This window comes from Pseudomonas sp. SJZ079 (assembly GCF_007993865.1).
In the GTDB taxonomy this organism is placed as follows: domain Bacteria; phylum Pseudomonadota; class Gammaproteobacteria; order Pseudomonadales; family Pseudomonadaceae; genus Aquipseudomonas.
On record NZ_VIUH01000001.1, the window covers coordinates 366,566 to 384,851 of the forward strand.

18 protein-coding genes are annotated in these 18,286 nt (G+C 60.1%); 6 read left to right on the top strand and 12 right to left on the bottom strand.

What is annotated here, in order from left to right; genetic code table 11:
* Positions 1-105 precede the first annotated feature (105 nt).
* From FBY03_RS01730 to fdxA, 4 genes are all read left to right on the top strand, one after another.
* Entirely contained in the window at positions 106-789 is a 684-nt protein-coding gene (locus FBY03_RS01730; RefSeq protein WP_147170466.1) for a heavy metal response regulator transcription factor, read from the top strand.
* A complete protein-coding gene (locus tag FBY03_RS01735; RefSeq protein WP_147170467.1) occupies positions 786-2,180 on the top strand; it encodes a heavy metal sensor histidine kinase in 1,395 nt (464 codons plus the stop codon). The genes FBY03_RS01730 and FBY03_RS01735 overlap by 4 nt, the downstream gene beginning before the upstream one ends.
* A 292-nt stretch (positions 2,181-2,472) precedes the next feature.
* A complete protein-coding gene (gene mutS, locus FBY03_RS01740; protein WP_147170468.1) occupies positions 2,473-5,052 on the top strand; it encodes a DNA mismatch repair protein MutS in 2,580 nt (859 codons plus the stop codon).
* Between the two features lie 140 nt (positions 5,053-5,192).
* The gene (fdxA, locus tag FBY03_RS01745; protein WP_147170469.1) at positions 5,193-5,516 is read left to right on the top strand and encodes a ferredoxin FdxA; all 324 of its coding nucleotides are present in this window, start codon (positions 5,193-5,195) and stop codon (positions 5,514-5,516) included.
* Between the two features lie 442 nt (positions 5,517-5,958).
* On the opposite strand, the gene rpoS is transcribed toward fdxA, so the two are convergent.
* The 9 genes from rpoS to FBY03_RS01790 all read right to left on the bottom strand — a co-directional run bounded on the left by rpoS (position 5,959) and on the right by FBY03_RS01790 (position 14,066).
* On the bottom strand, positions 5,959-6,966 hold the full coding sequence (gene rpoS, locus FBY03_RS01750) for an RNA polymerase sigma factor RpoS (RefSeq protein WP_147170470.1): 1,008 nt from the start codon (positions 6,964-6,966) through the stop codon (positions 5,959-5,961).
* Between the two features lie 105 nt (positions 6,967-7,071).
* Entirely contained in the window at positions 7,072-7,923 is an 852-nt protein-coding gene (locus tag FBY03_RS01755; RefSeq protein WP_147170471.1) for a peptidoglycan DD-metalloendopeptidase family protein, read from the bottom strand.
* Between the two features lie 64 nt (positions 7,924-7,987).
* Entirely contained in the window at positions 7,988-8,926 is a 939-nt protein-coding gene (locus tag FBY03_RS01760) for a DUF368 domain-containing protein (protein WP_147170472.1), read from the bottom strand.
* A gap of 19 nt (positions 8,927-8,945) precedes the next feature.
* Positions 8,946-9,581, bottom strand: coding sequence for a protein-L-isoaspartate(D-aspartate) O-methyltransferase (locus tag FBY03_RS01765; RefSeq protein ID WP_178090535.1), 636 nt, complete (start codon positions 9,579-9,581; stop codon positions 8,946-8,948).
* Positions 9,582-9,622: 41 nt separating this feature from the next.
* Positions 9,623-10,372 (bottom strand): 5'/3'-nucleotidase SurE, encoded by a 750-nt coding sequence (gene surE / locus FBY03_RS01770; RefSeq protein ID WP_147170474.1) that lies wholly within the window; start codon positions 10,370-10,372, stop codon positions 9,623-9,625.
* Entirely contained in the window at positions 10,360-11,418 is a 1,059-nt protein-coding gene (gene truD / locus FBY03_RS01775; RefSeq protein ID WP_147170475.1) for a tRNA pseudouridine(13) synthase TruD, read from the bottom strand. Before truD ends, surE begins: the two co-directional genes overlap by 13 nt.
* A complete protein-coding gene (gene ispF, locus FBY03_RS01780; RefSeq protein ID WP_147170476.1) occupies positions 11,415-11,888 on the bottom strand; it encodes a 2-C-methyl-D-erythritol 2,4-cyclodiphosphate synthase in 474 nt (157 codons plus the stop codon). Before ispF ends, truD begins: the two co-directional genes overlap by 4 nt.
* 135 nt (positions 11,889-12,023) lie before the next feature.
* Entirely contained in the window at positions 12,024-12,866 is an 843-nt protein-coding gene (gene fghA, locus FBY03_RS01785) for an S-formylglutathione hydrolase (RefSeq protein WP_147170477.1), read from the bottom strand.
* A gap of 87 nt (positions 12,867-12,953) precedes the next feature.
* A complete protein-coding gene (locus tag FBY03_RS01790; RefSeq protein WP_147170478.1) occupies positions 12,954-14,066 on the bottom strand; it encodes an S-(hydroxymethyl)glutathione dehydrogenase/class III alcohol dehydrogenase in 1,113 nt (370 codons plus the stop codon).
* 100 nt (positions 14,067-14,166) lie between these two features.
* Here FBY03_RS01790 and FBY03_RS01795 point away from each other — a divergent pair, with 100 nt between their 5' ends.
* The gene (locus FBY03_RS01795; protein WP_147170479.1) at positions 14,167-15,060 is read left to right on the top strand and encodes a LysR family transcriptional regulator; all 894 of its coding nucleotides are present in this window, start codon (positions 14,167-14,169) and stop codon (positions 15,058-15,060) included.
* A 241-nt stretch (positions 15,061-15,301) separates the two neighbouring features.
* On the top strand, positions 15,302-15,676 hold the full coding sequence (locus tag FBY03_RS01800) for an HPF/RaiA family ribosome-associated protein (RefSeq protein WP_147170480.1): 375 nt from the start codon (positions 15,302-15,304) through the stop codon (positions 15,674-15,676).
* 143 nt (positions 15,677-15,819) lie between these two features.
* Here the strand turns inward: FBY03_RS01800 and ispD are convergent, their stop codons facing one another.
* The 3 genes from ispD to eno all read right to left on the bottom strand — a co-directional run bounded on the left by ispD (position 15,820) and on the right by eno (position 18,166).
* Positions 15,820-16,536 (bottom strand): 2-C-methyl-D-erythritol 4-phosphate cytidylyltransferase, encoded by a 717-nt coding sequence (ispD, locus tag FBY03_RS01805; RefSeq protein ID WP_256677827.1) that lies wholly within the window; start codon positions 16,534-16,536, stop codon positions 15,820-15,822.
* Positions 16,533-16,811 (bottom strand): cell division protein FtsB, encoded by a 279-nt coding sequence (ftsB, locus tag FBY03_RS01810; RefSeq protein WP_025165223.1) that lies wholly within the window; start codon positions 16,809-16,811, stop codon positions 16,533-16,535. The genes ispD and ftsB overlap by 4 nt, the downstream gene beginning before the upstream one ends.
* 65 nt (positions 16,812-16,876) lie before the next feature.
* Positions 16,877-18,166: a phosphopyruvate hydratase gene (eno, locus tag FBY03_RS01815; RefSeq protein ID WP_147170481.1), complete on the bottom strand. Its 1,290-nt coding sequence runs from the start codon at positions 18,164-18,166 to the stop codon at positions 16,877-16,879.
* Positions 18,167-18,286 lie beyond the last annotated feature (120 nt).

Here is an 18,286-nt window from a genome sequence, read left to right on the forward strand (position 1 = left end):
TCCCGCTCGGCGAACTGATCCGGGAGGATTACATTTCTGTCAGCTTCTAGTTGCTTGGCCCATCTCCCTGCACACTTATGCAGTCCTTTAGGTATGAGCGGTCATATGAAACTTCTAATCGCAGAAGATGAACCCAAAACCGGCACCTATCTGCAGCAAGGGCTTAGCGAGGCCGGATTCACTGTCGACCGGGTCACCACGGGAACGGATGCCCTGCAACATACGCTCAGCGACGCCTACGACCTGCTGATCCTGGACGTGATGATGCCCGGGCTGAGCGGGTGGGAGGTCCTGCGTCAGGTCCGTGCTGCGGGTAAAGACGTCCCGGTACTGTTCCTGACTGCCCGCGACCATGTAGAAGACCGGGTCAAAGGACTTGAACTGGGCGCTGACGACTACCTGATCAAGCCTTTCGCTTTTTCCGAGCTGCTTGCCCGAGTCAGAACGCTTCTACGCCGAGGGAACAGTGCGCCAGTGCAGACGCACATGCGGGTCGCCGATCTTGAGGTCGACCTGATGAAGCGTCGGGCGGTTCGTAGCGGCAAGCGCATTGACCTGACCGCCAAGGAGTTCGCGCTCCTGGAATTGCTACTGCGTCGGCGCGGCGAGGTACTGCCGAAGTCGCTGATCGCCTCGCAAGTCTGGGACATGAACTTCGATAGCGACACCAACGTCATCGAGGTGGCCATCAGGCGTTTGCGCGCGAAAATCGATGATGACTTCGAGCCCAAGCTTATCCACACCGCTCGCGGCATGGGCTACATGCTGGACGCCCCGGAGAGCACATGAGGCGCCTGTCCCTGACCGCACGCCTGAGCCTGATGTTCATGCTCGCAGTGACTGGGGTACTGATAGTGGCCGGGCTCAGCTTTAATCGTCTGAGCCAGCATCATTTCGAAGCCCTTGATCGGCAAGAGCTGCTGGAAAAGGCCCATGCGGTCCAGGGTATTCTCGGAGAGCTGAAGAGCCTCGAGAACTTTGCAGCACTGAAGCCGCAACTGAGTGCCTTGCTCGGCGCCCACAGAGACCTGAAAGCGGTCATCAAGGACAGCGCTGGCCGGGTGCTGTTCGCCGATCCTGGGCCGGTCGATCTTCCCGAACGCTTCAACGTCATCGCGAGCAACGTCATCTGGATGTGGCAGGATCGGCAGCAGGTGTTTCGTGGCCTGACCCAGCAGGTAACAGGCCCCGCCCTGGAGACCCCTCTGACCCTGGTGCTGGTGCTCGATGTAACCCAGCACATGCACTTCTTTAATGCGCTGGAGCGTTGGTTCGCGATTGGTCTGATCATCAGCGCCCTGGTCAGCGCCGCACTGGGCTGGGTATTGGCCCGCAGTGGTTTAGGCCCCTTGCGTCAGGTCACTGCAGTGGCGGCCGCCATGTCAGCCAAGTCGCTCAAAGAACGCATTCCCCTGGCGCCGGTGCCATTAGAACTGCAGCAACTGGTTTCATCCTTCAACGCCATGCTGTCACGCCTGGACGAGGCCTTTGTGCGGCTCTCCAATTTCTCCGCCGACATCGCGCACGAGCTGCGCACGCCCGTCAGCAACCTGATGACCCACACCGAGGTGGTGCTGTCCAGAAAGCGCAATACCGAGGACTACGAGAACAACCTGCACTCGAACCTGGATGACTTGAGACGCATGTCGCGGATGATCGATGACATGCTCTTCTTGGCCAAGGCGGACAACGGCTTGATCACCCCGGAACATAAGAAGATTGCCCTTGAGCAGGTAATCGACAAACTGTACGAGTATTACCGCCTGCTGGCAGACGAACATCATATCGAGCTCAAGCTGACCGGCTCTGGCGAGGTTCAGGGTGATGTACTGATGCTCCACCGCGCCATTTCCAACCTGCTGTCCAATGCCCTTCGCTATACGCCAGAGCACCACGCCATCACTGTGAATATCAGTCAGACCACGCAGAGCACCCTGCTGACCGTGGAGAACCCGGGCGAGACCATCTCACCCGAACACCTTGAACGACTGTTTGACCGCTTCTACCGCGCGGACCCTGCCCGCCGCGAAGGCAGCCCGAGCAATGCGGGCCTCGGCCTGGCCATCACCCGTTCCATCGTCGAGGCGCACCAGGGCAAGATCTGGTGCACCTCAGCCAATGGCCGGACCGCATTCCATATGCAGTTTCCTCGGCCGGAGGACTCTGCCGCGCAGCAATGACAACGGACGAACCTTGAATAGCGGGCGGGTCTCTCGCCTGTGGCGATTAACGATCAGCGCTACCCAACGCCGCCCACCTGCACCTGCTTGTGATCGGCAGCCCGTGGTACCCTTGCGCCCATTTCTAAACAGTTGGGCCGCAGGGCATCGGCATGCGGGTCTGGTTCTATTCAAATTGGATAGCCAACCCGTCGCTCAACGGGTCGCAGCCACCTGCTACGGCCTGCACCACGCCCGGCGAACAGCCCCAAAATCTGCCCCATCCAATTTAAAGACTCGCGCTAACTATCGAATGAATATGGCTACTCTGGATTTATCCGCTCACACCCCGATGATGCAGCAGTACTGGCGACTGAAGAGTCAGCATCCGGATCAGCTGATGTTTTACCGCATGGGCGACTTCTACGAGATCTTCTACGAGGACGCCAAGAAGGCGGCCAAGTTGCTCGACATCACCCTGACCGCGCGTGGCCAATCCGCCGGCCAGGCCATCCCCATGTGCGGGATTCCCTATCACGCCGCCGAAGGTTATCTGGCCAAACTGGTCAAGCTCGGCGAATCGGTGGTGATCTGCGAGCAGATCGGCGACCCGGCGACCAGCAAAGGCCCGGTGGAGCGCCAGGTGGTGCGCATCATCACCCCCGGCACGGTCAGCGATGAAGCCTTGCTCGATGAACGCCGCGACAATCTGCTGGCTGCGGTATTGGGCGACGAACGCCTGTTCGGCCTGGCGGTACTGGATATCACCAGCGGCCGTTTCAGCGTGCTGGAGATCAACGGCTGGGAAAACCTGCTGGCCGAACTCGAACGCCTCAACCCGGTCGAGCTGCTGATTCCGGATGACTGGCCGCAAGGCCTGCCGGCCGAAAAGCGCCGTGGCGCAAAGCGCCGTGCGCCCTGGGACTTCGAGCGCGATTCGGCGCTCAAGAGCCTCTGTCAGCAGTTTGCCACTCAGGACCTGAAGGGCTTCGGCTGCGAGAACCTGACCCTGGCCATCGGCGCCGCCGGCTGCCTGCTCGGCTATGCCAAGGAAACCCAGCGTACCGCCCTGCCGCATCTGCGCAGCCTGCGTCATGAGCGCCTCGACGACACGGTGATTCTGGATGGTGCCAGCCGGCGCAATCTGGAGTTGGACGTGAACCTCGCCGGCGGTCGCGACAACACCCTGCAGTCGGTGGTCGATCGCTGCCAGACCGCCATGGGCAGCCGCCTGCTCAGTCGCTGGCTGAATCGTCCGCTGCGTGATCGCCTGGTGCTGGAGGCGCGCCAGGAGTCAATCGCCTGCCTGCTCGAGCGTTATCGCTTCGAGACCCTGCAGCCACAACTCAAGGAAATCGGCGACCTGGAGCGCATCCTCGCCCGTATCGGCCTGCGCAATGCCCGCCCACGGGATCTGGCGCGCCTGCGTGACGCCCTGGCGGCGCTGCCTGAGCTGCAAACGGCCATGGCGGAACTGGACTCGCCACACCTGAGTGAGCTGGCCGACACGGTGCGTACCTACCCCGAGTTAGCCGAGCTGTTGGCGCGCGCGGTGATCGACAATCCTCCGGCGGTAATCCGTGACGGCGGCGTACTGAAGACCGGCTACGACGTCGAACTGGACGAGTTGCAGTCGCTCAGCGAAAACGCCGGGCAGTACCTGATGGACCTGGAGACCCGGGAAAAAGCCCGTACCGGCCTGGCCAATCTCAAGGTCGGCTATAACCGCGTGCATGGCTACTTTATCGAGCTGCCGAGCAAGCAGGCCGAACAGGCACCCGCCGACTATATCCGCCGGCAGACCCTGAAAGGCGCCGAACGTTTTATCACCCCGGAGCTCAAGGAGTTCGAAGACAAGGCGTTGTCGGCCAAGAGCCGCGCCCTGGCCCGCGAGAAGCTGCTGTATGACGAGTTGTTGGAACACTTGATCAGCCATCTCGCCCCTTTGCAGGACAGCGCCGCCGCACTGGCCGAGCTGGATGTGCTGAGCAACCTGGCCGAACGGGCGCTGAATCTCGATTTGAATCGCCCACGCTTCGTCGACGAACCCTGCATGCGCATTGAGCAGGGTCGTCATCCGGTGGTCGAGCAGGTGCTGTCCACGCCGTTCGTCGCCAACGACCTGAGCCTGGATGATGCGACACGCATGCTGATCATCACCGGGCCGAACATGGGCGGTAAATCCACCTACATGCGCCAGACCGCCTTGATCGTACTGCTCGCGCATATCGGTAGTTTCGTCCCGGCGGCCAGCTGCGAATTGTCCCTGGTTGACCGCATCTTCACCCGCATCGGCTCCAGCGACGACCTGGCCGGTGGCCGCTCAACCTTTATGGTGGAGATGAGCGAGACCGCGAACATCCTGCACAACGCGACCGAACGCAGCCTGGTGCTGATGGACGAAGTCGGTCGAGGCACCAGCACCTTCGATGGCCTGTCGCTGGCCTGGGCCGCCGCCGAGCAACTGGCCCACCTGCGTGCCTATACACTGTTCGCTACCCACTACTTCGAACTCACCGTGCTACCGGAAAACCAACCGATCGTAGCCAACGTGCACCTCAACGCCACTGAACATAACGAGCGCATCGTCTTTTTGCATCACGTCCTGCCCGGCCCCGCCAGCCAGAGCTATGGTTTAGCGGTCGCCCAGTTGGCCGGCGTACCCAACCCGGTGATCCTCCGTGCCCGTGAGCACCTGGCCCGGTTGGAAACCACCAGCCTGCCACACGACTTGCCACATCCCGAATCCGGTCAGAGCAGCACGCCGCAACAGAGCGACCTGTTTGCCAGCCTGCCACACCCCGTGTTGGAAGAATTATTGAAGATCAACCTGGATGATCTAACGCCACGTCGAGCACTTGAGCTGTTATATACATGGAAAGCACGAGTCTAACGTCCGCCCGTTCAAGCTGTTAGAATCGCGCGCGCTTTGGAGTCTGCGGCCTATAGCCGAGCGTCGCAGCAATAGTTTCCGAGCCGAGGGGCTGTCTATGAGGGACCGCCCCCTGCCTTAGCCTGAGGAGAGAATTAGAAATGACCTTCGTCGTCACCGACAACTGCATCAAGTGCAAGTACACCGACTGCGTGGAAGTCTGTCCGGTGGACTGCTTCTACGAAGGCCCGAACTTCCTGGTGATCCACCCGGACGAGTGCATCGACTGCGCGCTCTGTGAGCCAGAATGCCCAGCCCAGGCTATCTTCTCCGAAGACGAAGTGCCCGAGGACATGCAGGAATATATCGAGCTGAATGCTGACCTGGCCGAGGTCTGGCCAAACATCACCGAAAAGAAAGAAGCTTTGGCTGACGCCGAAGAGTGGGATGGCGTGAAAGACAAACTGCAGCACCTGGAACGCTAAGCTATATCCTGCGCTAACTAGAAGACCCGCCTAGAGCGGGTCTTCTGCTTTTCTTCAGGCAAAAAAAGGGGCGGTATTACCCGCCCACTCTTTTGTCCCTATTCCCTCTATTTCCCAGCTCATCATCCTGATGAAGTTGCATCCCGCTACTGTCCTGGCCACCATCCTTAGCAACCCGTGTCTGTCCGTTGACACAGGTGTAATACTAGCGCTTTCCCGGTCCCGCACAAGTCACGCACAGCGCGCCGAGGACAGCGAATCCATCTAACACAAAATTTAAACTTCATAAAAATCAGCAAGTTATCTAAAACAAAAAAGAACAATAGCGCTTTACCAGCCCTCGTTCACCGCAATCACTTACACACCGTGTAAGTGATGACTTACGCGCCCGCGCACAAAAAACCCGGCAGAAGCCGGATTCAGTGTGGATGAGTGGGTGATATCACTGAAACAAGGCATCACTCGATAGACCATTCTTTTCCAGAATTTCCCTCAATCGCTTGAGTGCCTCAACCTGGATTTGCCGCACGCGCTCACGGGTCAGGCCGATTTCCTGGCCGACTTCTTCCAAGGTACAGCTTTCATGGCCACGCAGACCAAAGCGGCGCACCACCACTTCACGCTGCTTATCGGTCAATTCACACAGCCATTGATCGATGCTTTGCGAGAGATCATCGTCTTGCAATAACTCGCACGGATCGGTGGGACGGTCATCGGTCAGGGTGTCGAGCAGCGTTTTGTCCGAATCCTGACCCAGCGAGACATCCACCGAAGACACCCGCTCATTCAGGCCAAGCATGCGCTTGACGTCACTCACCGGTTTATCCAGCAGATTGGCAATCTCTTCGGCTGAAGGCTCGTGATCGAGCTTCTGGGTGAGCTCACGAGCGGCGCGCAGGTAGACATTGAGTTCTTTGACCACATGAATCGGTAAGCGGATGGTCCGCGTCTGATTCATGATTGCCCGTTCGATGGTCTGACGAATCCACCAGGTCGCATAGGTCGAAAAACGGAAACCGCGCTCGGGATCGAATTTTTCGACAGCCCGGATCAGGCCGAGGTTGCCCTCTTCGATCAAGTCCAGCAGAGACAAACCACGATTGACGTAGCGGCGAGCAATTTTCACCACCAGACGCAGATTGCTCTCGATCATGCGCTTACGCCCAGCCGGATCGCCCTTCTGCGCTAGGCGTGCGAAGAACACTTCCTCTTCGGGGGTGAGCAGGGGGGAAAAGCCAATTTCGTTGAGATACAGCTGAGTCGCGTCGAGTGCGCGAGTGTAGTCGATGTACTTGTGCTGCTTGCTGCTGGTGGAGTTTTTAGCCTTAGTGCGAGCGGGTTGCTTTTCAGCCTCCTCATTCGACACATCGTCCAAGACAATGCCTGGCTCCATCAGGAGCACTTCATCGTCGACGTCAAACTCCGGCGCTTCTTTTTTTTTGAGTGCCATTATTGTTGTCCCTTGCTGAGTTCGACAGCAAGCTCGGGCGGCGCCACTCTCCTTGGCATCACCAAAGCCCGTCCATCCCACGTGGAGGATCAGGCTGAACGCAGATCAACGGCGAGGCAGGTACTGCAGTGGATCGACAGGTTTTCCCTGACGGCGAATTTCGAAGTGAAGCTTCACCCGGTCGGCTCCTGTGGAACCCATTTCGGCAATCGTCTGCCCGACTTTGACCCGTTGTCCCTCCTGCACCAGCAGCCTGCGGTTGTGTCCGTAGGCACTTACGTAGGTATCGCTGTGTTTGATGATCACCAACTCGCCGTAGCCCCGCAAACCACTCCCGGCGTACACAACTGACCCATCAGACGCAGCTAAAACAGGCTCGCCCAATTCCCCGGCGATATCAATGCCTTTATTCAAACTCCCGTTTGAGGAAAATCGCCCGATGACTGTGCCCTTCGACGGCCAAGCCCAGCCGGCTGCAGAGCGCGGCACCGACTGCACAGGAGTGGTCGCAGGCGTGACCTTGATGGGCACTGGTGCTGTAGTCGCAGTGCGCGCCGGAGGGGCTTGAATCGGGGCCGTCGGTCGACTGACTGGCGCCTTGGTCACCAGCACGGGCGCAGGCGCCCTGACAACCTGGCGAGCCGGCTGGCGACCATCGAAACGAATTACCTGACCGACCCTAATCAGATAGGGCGGCGCTATCCGGTTGCGCGCGGCTAGAGCCTTCCAATCCCAACCGAAGCGAAACGCAATCGAATAGAGCGTATCGCCCCGCCGCACCACATAGTGGCCTTTAGTGACTGGCTGGCGCTGCCGGGTAGACGCGCCACCAGCGTGATTGCGATCGACAACCTGCACGCCTCCTGGCGGCGGACTGGCGCATCCACTCAATAAGGCGCTAAGAATCAGGGCAGCCAACAGGCATCCAGCGCTAGCGTAGCGAATTCGCGGTTGCATGGCAGTTGAACTCACCCGGCTCTCCCGTTTTGGCGTCTAAGTATTGGCGCGTATTGTGCCGGAATTATTCGACGCAGCCAGCGCTTTGCTGGTTGCGCCCGGCCAGCCACTCCAAACCGAGCACCAGAAACACACCGGTCAAGGCCAAGAGGAGAGCCAACACTAACTGTGGATCCTGGCCACTGATCTCGGCGAAGCGTCCCGGCAAGAGATTGACCTGTGACAGCGGCACTTGCAGGCCGTGGCTGTCGGTGCGCCAGGTCAGGGTTTCCTTCCACGGCCAGACCTTGTTCAACGAGCCCAGCATCAAGCCCGTCAGAAAAGCCAGGGCCAAGTCACGCCAACGTACCAGCAGCCAGCGCAATACCCCGGCAAAGCTGACGATACCGACCAAGCAACCGCTGGCGAACAACACCAGCACGCCCAGATCCAGGCTTTTCACTGCCCCGAGAACAACCGGATACAGGCCCAATAACAGCAGAATGAAACTGCCGGAAATCCCGGGCAATATCATCGCGCAGATGGCAATTGCACCCGCCAAGAACAGGCTCAATGGGTCGCTACTCCACTGCGTCGGTGACGCCACGGTAATCCAGTAAGCGAAGGCCACGCCGCAAACGAAGCTGACAGCACGACTCCAGTTCCTGCGCTGAATCTCCCGCGCCACCATATGGGAAGAAATCAGGACCAAGCCAAAGAAAAACGACCAGACCAAAATAGGCTGCTGGACCAACAGATAAGTGATCAAGCGCGCCAGACTGATGACGCTGGTCAGAATACCCGCCAGCAAAACCAGCAAAAACGTGGCATTGGCTGCCTGCCACGCGGCGGCAACCCGGCCACGCAGCAGTAAACCGAGCGCAGCAGGCACGCTGGCTATCGAACGCAGCAATTCATCGTAAATACCGGTGATGAAGGCCACGGTGCCACCGGAGACACCGGGAACGACGTCGGCCGCGCCCATGGCGATGCCCTTGGCGTAGAGCAAAAAGTAGTTTTTCATAGACCCATCTAGACAGAAATCAGGCCAAAGGCCCATTGAGCAACGGCACGAAACGCACCGAATCCAGTACGTGCCTGGAGAATCCATGCTCTTCGCGCGTGATGAGCAACAGCTGTTGCACATCGCCGGCACCGACTGGAATCACCAAACGCCCCCCAGGCGCCAACTGGTCAAGCAGGGCCTGCGGCACCTCGGCGGCGGCAGCGGTCACGATGATGCCGTTGTACGGCGCCAGTGCCGCCCAACCTTCCCAGCCATCACCCCAACGAAACACCACATTGCGCAGACTGAGCTCGGCCAGACGCTCTTTTGCGCGATCCTGTAAGCCCTGAATACGCTCGACGGTAAACACCCGCTCGACCAGTTGCGCCAGGACTGCAGTCTGGTAGCCGGAGCCGGTGCCGATCTCCAACACCTTATCCAGCGGCCCAGCTGCCAACAGCAGCTCACTCATCCGCGCCACCATATAGGGCTGCGAGATGGTCTGGTTATTGCCGATCGGCAGCGCGGTGTCCTCATAGGCGCGGTGCGCCAGGGCCTCATCGACAAACAGGTGTCGCGGGGTCCGCCGAATCACTTCCAGCACCTGGGCGTTCGACAGCCCCTCTTCATACAGGCGCTGAATCAGCCGCTCGCGGGTACGCTGCGACGTCATGCCGATACCATGCCGGTGCAGCTCATCTTGCTCGCGATTCATTAGAGCAAACCCTCAAGCCAAGGCTGCAAACTGCTGAAGCCATCCTGAAAGGTACGATCCAGCTGCAACGGCGTTATAGAGACGTAACCCTGCATGACCGCATGAAAGTCCGTCCCCTCGCCACCGTCCTCGGCATCGCCGGCGGCCGAAATCCAGTATCCCTCTTTACCCCGTGGGTTAACCACCTTGACTGGCGCTGCGGCCCGCGCACGGTGCCCCAGGCGGGTCAGCTGGATGCCGCGAATATGCTCCAGAGGCAGGTTGGGAATATTGACGTTGAGCACGGTGCGCGGCGGTAAATCGAGACGCTCATGGGCCGCCACTAACTTGCGCGCGATATAAGCGGCAGTCGGTAAATTCTCTGCAGAGCGCGACAGCAAGGAGAAGGCGAACGCCGGGCGCGCCAGGAAACGGCCCTCCAAGGCGGCGGCCACGGTGCCTGAATACAGCACGTCATCGCCGAGATTGGCCCCCAGGTTGATGCCCGATACCACCAGATCCGTCGGATACGGCAACAGACCGTTCAAGCCCAGATGAACGCAATCGGTGGGCGTGCCATTCACGCTGATAAAGCCATTGGCTAAGGTTTGTGGGTGCAGCGGACGGTCGAGGGTCAGCGAACTGCTGGCACCGCTTCTATCCTGATCGGGAGCAATCACCGTGCAGTCGGCATAATCGGCCAGTGCAGCATGCAGCGCGGCGAGGCCCGGTGCAGCCACTCCGTCATCGTTAGAAATCAGAATACGCATGGGTTATCCGTCTGCCCTGCCGGCAACAGATCGACGAGTTCGCGCACCAATACGGTGGCAAAGCATCCAGCCGGCAGGACGAATTCCAGTTGCAGAATGTCAGGCTCGGGATAATGCCACGTCAGGCTGCCAATGGGGAGGCGCAGTATGCGTCGTTCGTGCGCCATGCCCGCTTCAACCAACCATTCGACCAGTGGCGTCTCATGATGCGCGATGGCCTGCTCCTGAAGCTGCACCGCAACTCCCGTGGGCGAAACGCCGGCGCCCCACAGCGGACCGGTCGGATGCAGGTCGAGAATGGCCAGTCGCGGATCGCTGCACTCCGCCTCGCCGGCCATGAAGAAGCTGCGACTGTCGGTAAACGCCAGCAGGTCGCCGACCCGGGCCTGATTCCAGGTACCGTCGGCGACTCGCTCGGCCAGCAATCGATTGAACAGATAGCTGCGCGCCGCCGACAGCAGGCGCGAGCGCAGGTTGCGCCGCTCAGGCAAGACCTTGCGCTCGGCATACACGCGGGCCTCGAAGACATTGCCACCCTCGTAACCGAAACGCTGCAAGCCAAAGTAGTTGGGGATGCCTTCCTCGACGATGCGTTGCAATCGCTGTTGCAAGGCATCGCGGTCGGCATCCAGCTGAGTCAGGCGCAGGGTAAAACCATTGGCCGAATGAGCGCCGCGCTGGAGTTTGCGCAGATGACGGGCGACCTTGAGCACTTTAAGGTCCGCCCCTTCTGCAGCCGCCAGTTCGGGGTCGGCCTTGCCCGGTAAATGCAGGCTGAACCACTGCCGAGTCAGCGCCTGGCGATCCTTCAATCCGGCATAGCTGATCATCCGCAGCGGCACACCCGCGGCACGGGCGATGCGGCGTGCCGCCTCTTCGGTATTCAGGCCGCGCTTCTCCACCCACAACCAGAGATGCTCGCCCTCACCGGCCAGGGGGATATCCAGTACTTCATCGACCTGAAAGTCTTCCGCACTGGCCTTGAGGACCGCTCTGCCGCAGGCCTCGCCATAGGCACGCGGGCCAAGCAGTGCGAGTTCATTCATAGGCTGACCAACAACGCGACGGCATGCACCGCGATGCCTTCCTCGCGTCCGGTAAAGCCCAGCTTCTCGGTGGTGGTAGCCTTGACGTTGACCTGCTCCAGGGCGACTTGCAGATCATCGGCAATCAGCTCGCGCATGGCCGGGACATGCGGCGCCATCTTCGGCGCCTGGGCGACGATAGTGGCGTCGACATTAGCGACCTTCCAGCCCTTGGCCTGAATCAGGCCGAGCACATGGCGCAGCAGCACACGGCTGTCGGCGCCCTTGAAGCGCGGGTCGGTGTCGGGAAAGTGCTGGCCGATATCGCCCAGCGCGGCGGCGCCGAGCAGTGCGTCACTCAAGGCATGCAACAGCACATCGCCATCGGAATGAGCGATCAATCCGAATCGATGAGGAATCAGCACGCCACCGAGGGTGATGAACTCGCCCTCGCCAAAACGGTGTACGTCGTAGCCATGGCCAATACGCATGGAAGCGGTCATATCAAAGTCGGGCCTTGAAAAAGTCAGGGCCCGATTCTACAGGACTCGCAGCATCTAGGCGTTCCGTTGCCCGGATGAAATCCGCGAGCGTGAACGCCCAACCTCGCCCACACTGCATCCGGGTTATTTGAGGGCCTGGGCGTGATGACGAAGATGATCGTCAATAAAGCTGGCGATAAAGTAGTAGCTGTGGTCGTAGCCGGGCTGCAAACGCAGGGTTAGCGGGTGCTCCGCCGCCAGCGCGGCAGCTTGCAAGGCCTCGGGCTTGAGCTGATTACTGAGAAAGTCATCGCGGTCGCCCTGATCGACCAGCATCGGCAACTTCTCCGCGGCCTCACTGAGCAGCGCGCACGCATCCCACTCACGCCAGCGTGAGCGATCTTCACCCAGATAACGGGAAAAGGCTTTTTCACCCCAAGGACAGTTCAGCGGATTGGTGATCGGCGCAAAGGCCGACAGCGACTGGTAACGTCCCGGGTTGCGCAAGGCACAGACCAAGGCGCCATGACCGCCCATGGAATGACCACTGATGCCGCGCTTGTCGCTAACCGGGAAGTTCGCCTCGATCAGCGCCGGCAACTCCTGCACGACATAGTCATGCATGCGGTAATGCTTGGCCCAGGGCTCCTGGGTGGCATTCAGGTAGAAACCGGCGCCCAGGCCGAAATCCCAGGCGCCGTCCGGGTCGCCCGGCACCTCGGAACCACGCGGACTGGTGTCCGGCGCAACGATGATCAGCCCCAGCTCGGCGGCAAGCTTGTGCGCGCCGGCCTTCTGCATGAAGTTTTCATCGGTGCAGGTCAAGCCAGACAACCAGTAGAGCACCGGTAGCTTGGCACCCTGTTCGGCCTGCGGTGGCAGGTAAACGGCGAACGTCATGTCGCAGTTGAGCGTGTCCGAACGATGACGGTAACGCTTATGCCAGCCACCGAAGCTTTTCTGACAGGAGAGGTTTTCAAGAGTCATGTTTTCAGCTCACATCAAACAGGAGTTAGCAGTGACGGAGAACTCCATCCCTGCAAAACGCCCCGCATCAAGCGGGGCGTAAGCGACTTAGAAGTGAATGACCGTACGAATGCTCTTGCCTTCATGCATCAGGTCGAAGGCCTGGTTGATATCGTCCAGCGGCATGTTGTGGGTGATGAAGGTATCCAGCGGAATCTCGCCCTTCTGCGCCTTTTCCACATAGTTCGGCAGCTCGGTACGGCCTTTCACGCCACCGAAGGCCGAACCGCGCCAGACGCGACCCGTCACCAACTGGAACGGGCGCGTGGAGATTTCCTGGCCCGCACCGGCCACACCGATAATCACCGACTCGCCCCAACCCTTGTGGCAGCACTCCAGTGCCGCACGCATCAACTGCACATTGCCAACACACTCGAAGGAGTAATCCACGCCGCCGTCGGTCATCTCGACTATGACCTCCTGGATCGGCTTGCTGTGTTCCTTCGGGTTGACGAAATCGGTGGCGCCCAGTTGCTTGGCAATGTCGAACTTGCTCGGGTTGATGTCGACAGCGATGATCCGCGAGGCCTTGGCCATCTTCGCGCCGATGATCGCCGCCAGGCCGATGCCGCCGAGACCGAAAATCGCCACGGTGGCGCCTTCTTCGACCTTGGCGGTATTCAGCACTGCACCAATACCGGTGGTGACGCCGCAGCCTAGCAGGCAGACCTTGTCCAGCGGCGCGTCCTTGGGAATTTTCGCCAGGGAGATTTCCGGCAGCACGGTGTACTCGGAAAACGTCGAGCAGCCCATGTAGTGGTAGATCGGCTGGCCCTGGTAGGAGAAGCGCGAGGTGCCGTCCGGCATCAGCCCCTTACCCTGGGTCGCGCGCACCGCCTGGCACAGGTTGGTCTTGCCCGAGGTGCAGAATTTGCAGGTCCGGCACTCGGCGGTGTACAGCGGGATCACATGGTCGCCAACCACCAGCGAGGTGACGCCTTCGCCCACGGCCTCGACGATACCGCCGCCCTCATGGCCGAGAATGCAGGGAAACACGCCCTCCGAATCTTCACCAGACAGGGTGTAGGCATCGGTATGGCAAACGCCGGTGGCGACGATGCGCACCAACACTTCACCAGCCTTCGGCGGCTCGACATCCACTTCGACGATTTGCAGCGGCTGATTGGCAGCGAAAGCAACGGCGGCACGTGACTTGATCATTTCTGGGTTCTCCGTGGAGTGGAAAAACTCAGTGTATTTCATGCACCAACAGGGATAATCAATCAATTGATAAAACATTATTGCTGGGCTGGGATAATCGATGAGCGAGCAAGGCTGGCAGGGGTTGGATGAATTTGTCGCAGTCGCCGAGTGCGGCAGCTTTATGCGCGCGGCCGAACGCCTAAGGGTGTCGTCCTCCCACGTCAGCCGCCAAGTGGCGCGTTTGGAGGAGCGGCTGCAGGCGCGCCTGCTCTACCGCACCACCCGCCGCGTTTCACTGACCGAGGCCGGGCAAACCTTCTTCAGTCGCTGCCAGCGGCTGATCGAGGAGCGCGAGGAAGCCTTCCTCGCCGTCAGCGACCTGCACGGCACGCCAAAAGGCCTGCTGCGCATGACCGCCGCCGTGGCCTATGGCGAGCGCTTTATCGTACCGCTGGTGAACGAGTTCATGGCGCAACACCCGCAACTGCGGGTCGAAATCGAGCTGTCCAACCGCCCCCTGGACCTGGTGCAGGAAGGTTATGACCTGGCCATTCGCCTCGGCCGCCTCAGCGAGTCGAGCCTGGTCGCCACCCGCATCGCACCTCGCGCGCTCTACCTCTGCGCATCGCCGAGTTATCTGCAGCGCTACGGCCGACCACACACCCTGTCGGAATTGGCCCAACACAATTGCCTGATAGGCACCAGCGACACCTGGATGTTGCAAGTCCAGGGCCGTGAACAACCCTTCAAACCCAGCGGCAACTGGCGCTGTAACAGTGGCCAGGCGGTGCTGGATGCCGCACTCAACGGCCTAGGATTATGCCAGCTACCCGACTACTACGTGCTCGAGCCGCTGCGCCAAGGCGTGCTGGTTTCACTGCTAGAGGACAACCGCCCGCCTGACAGCGCGGTCTGGGCGGTCTATCCGCAGCGGCGCTACCCGCTGCCGAAAGTCCGCCAGTTGATCGACAGCCTCAAGCAGGGGCTGGCCCTGCGCCGCGAATATGCCTGAAGAAAAACCACAGGATGTAACAGAGAACAGCGACCAGCAAACGTAGAGCCCCCCAGCAGCCGGGGCAGCAGGCGTATCTATCCAGGTAACGAATAGCAACCAGGGTCAGGCCTGTCTCGAAACGGGCGGGGCTAAACAGACAGAATCCTGCTTGACCTGGACTGTCACAAAGCAGGATTCTTAGCCCAAGGCTCTCGTCAGGCGAGCCTGAGTCACGACGCCATACACAAGGAAAAGCACCATGCAAATTCTAGTGAACAGCGACAACCATATTGATGGCTCCGAAGCACTGGCCGTAAAAGTACGGACCCATATCGAACACAAACTCCAGCGTTTCGAGGAGCACCTGACCCGAATCGAAGTCCACCTCAACGATGAAAATGCGCACAAACACGGCGCCCTGGATAAACGCTGCCAAGCCGAAGCCCGGATCAAGGGGCGCGCGCCGATCTCCGTGACGCACAATGCCGAATCGCTGCACCTGGCCTTTGAGGGAGCAGCGGAAAAACTCAGCCATGCCGTCGAGCGTGTCATCGGCAAGGCGCGAGAAGCGCGCGTCAAGCAAGTCTTCACCGACGTGCATGCCCCGGAGGAAGAGCTTTCGGACATCGAGTAACTGCGCCGGCCCCGGTCGGTGCAATGTTTCTTTTGCGCTGACCACTTGAAACCGCCGCGACCTGTTCGCGGCGGCCTTCAAATCCCAACCTTCCCGCCTTGCCTTAACTCACCCAAGCGCCTGACACCGTAACTGGTACAGTCTTAATCGGGCGTTCTATCGCGCCAGAGTTGGCTCAACCACTGCAAGTCTTCGGGATGGGTGATCTTCAGATTGTCCGCCCGCCCCTCGACCAAGCGCGGCGCCAAGCCCATCCACTCGATGGCCGAGGCCTCATCGGTGAGCCTGACGTCCGCCGCCAAAGCCGCCTGCATGGCCTGGCGCAGTGGCCCCAAACGAAACATCTGCGGCGTGTAGGCTTGCCAGATCGTCTGCCGATCGACGGTTTGCAGCACCCGCCCATCGTCGCCCACCCGCTTGAGCGTATCGCGCACCGGGACGCCCAACAGCCCCCCCACCAAATCCTCGGCCAGGGTGCCAAGCAGCTTGTCCAGGTCCTCACGGGCCAGATTGGGTCGAGCCGCGTCATGCACCAGCACCCAGTCTGAATCGCCCGCCCCTAACTCCGTCATGCGCAGCAAACCGCTGAACACAGAATCAGCCCGTTCGCAGCCTCCTGCGACGCGCTCGATACGAGAGTCGCGGGCACAGGGCAACGCAGGCCAGAACGGATCGTCCGTCGCCACACTGACCATCAAGCCTTTGAGTTGTGGGTGATCGAGAAAACAGCTCAGGGTATGCTCGAGAATCGAGCGCCCCGCTACCTGCAGGTACTGCTTGGGCCGATCGGCGCGCATCCGCACACCGATACCGGCCGCTGGAATCACCACCCAGAAACCGGGCAGAACGGACTTAGTCACTCGGCCAACTGATAGAGGGTCTCGCCCTCTTTGACCATGCCCAACTCGTGGCGGGCGCGCTCCTCAACGGTTTCCATGCCCTTTTTCAGCTCCCTGACTTCCGCCTCGAGGATGCGATTACGCTCCAGTAGGCGCTCGTTCTCGCCCTGCTGATTGTCGATCTGCTGACTTAGCTCGGTCACCTGGGCCAGGCTCCCGTCGCCCACCCACAGGCGATACTGCAAGCCAGCCAGCAGCAGAATGAGCACAACGAATAACCAATAAGGATTACGCATAACGGCAAAAGTATCCGAACGAAAGAAGGGCGACTCGCGCCGCCCTTCTTTTATCACGCCTGCAATCAACCACGAAACTCGGCGCGGCCGCGATACGCCGCCTTGCCTGCCAACTGCTCTTCGATGCGCAGCAACTGGTTGTACTTGGACACCCGGTCGGAGCGGCACAGCGAGCCGGTCTTGATCTGACCCGCGGCGGTGCCCACGGCCAGGTCGGCAATGGTGCTGTCTTCGGTTTCACCCGAGCGGTGCGAGATCACCGCGGTGTAGCCTGCGGCCTTGGCCATCTGGATGGCTTCCAGGGTCTCGGTCAGGGTGCCGATCTGGTTGAACTTGATCAGGATCGAGTTGCCGATCGACTCATCGATGCCGCGCTTGAGGATTTTGGTATTGGTTACAAACAAGTCGTCGCCGACCAGTTGAACTTTTTTGCCGATTTTATCGGTCAACACCTTCCAGCCAGCCCAGTCGGATTCGTCCATACCATCTTCGATGGAGATGATCGGGTAACGCTCGGCCAGACCGGCCAGGTAATCGGCAAAACCAGCAGCGTCGAAGACTTTGCCTTCGCCAGCCAGGTCGTACTTGCCGTCGCTGAAGAACTCACTCGATGCGCAGTCCAGGGCCAGGGTCACGTCGTCACCCAGGCTGTAGCCGGCATTGGCCACGGCCTCTGCGATAGCCGCCAGAGCGTCTTCGTTGGAGGCCAGGTTCGGCGCAAAACCACCTTCGTCACCGACGGAGGTGCTCAAGCCGCGTGCTTTCAGCACAGCCTTGAGGTGGTGGAAAATCTCGGTGCCCATGCGCAGCGCGTCGGCGAAGGTCTTGGCACCAACCGGCTGGACCATGAACTCTTGGATATCGACGTTGTTATCGGCATGCTCACCGCCGTTGATGATGTTCATCATCGGTACCGGCATGGAGTACACGCCTGGGGTGCCGTTGAGGTCGGCAATGTGCGCGTACAGCGGCACGCCTTTGGCCTGAGCAGCGGCCTTGGCAGCAGCCAGGGATACCGCGAGAATGGCATTGGCACCCAGGGTGGCTTTGTTTTCGGTGCCGTCAAGGGCGATCATCGCCTGATCCAAGGCTTGCTGGTCAGCAGCATCTTTACCCAACAGCAGATCGCGAATAGGGCCATTGATATTGGCCACGGCCTTCAGCACGCCCTTGCCCAGGTAACGACTCTTGTCGCCATCACGCAGTTCCAGCGCTTCGCGCGAACCGGTGGATGCACCGGACGGCGCGCAAGCGCTGCCGATGATGCCGCCATCGAGAATCACATCGGCTTCCACAGTCGGGTTACCACGGGAATCGAGAACCTCACGGCCTTTGATGTCGACGATCTTTGCCATTGCGTGTAGCACTCCAAAAAGTTGACGAAAAGGGTAGTACCGAGATGCACACTCATTCAGTGCGCAGTGCGCGCGGGAGGCTACTCCAGCGCACAACATGTACCGACTAATTAGTCACAT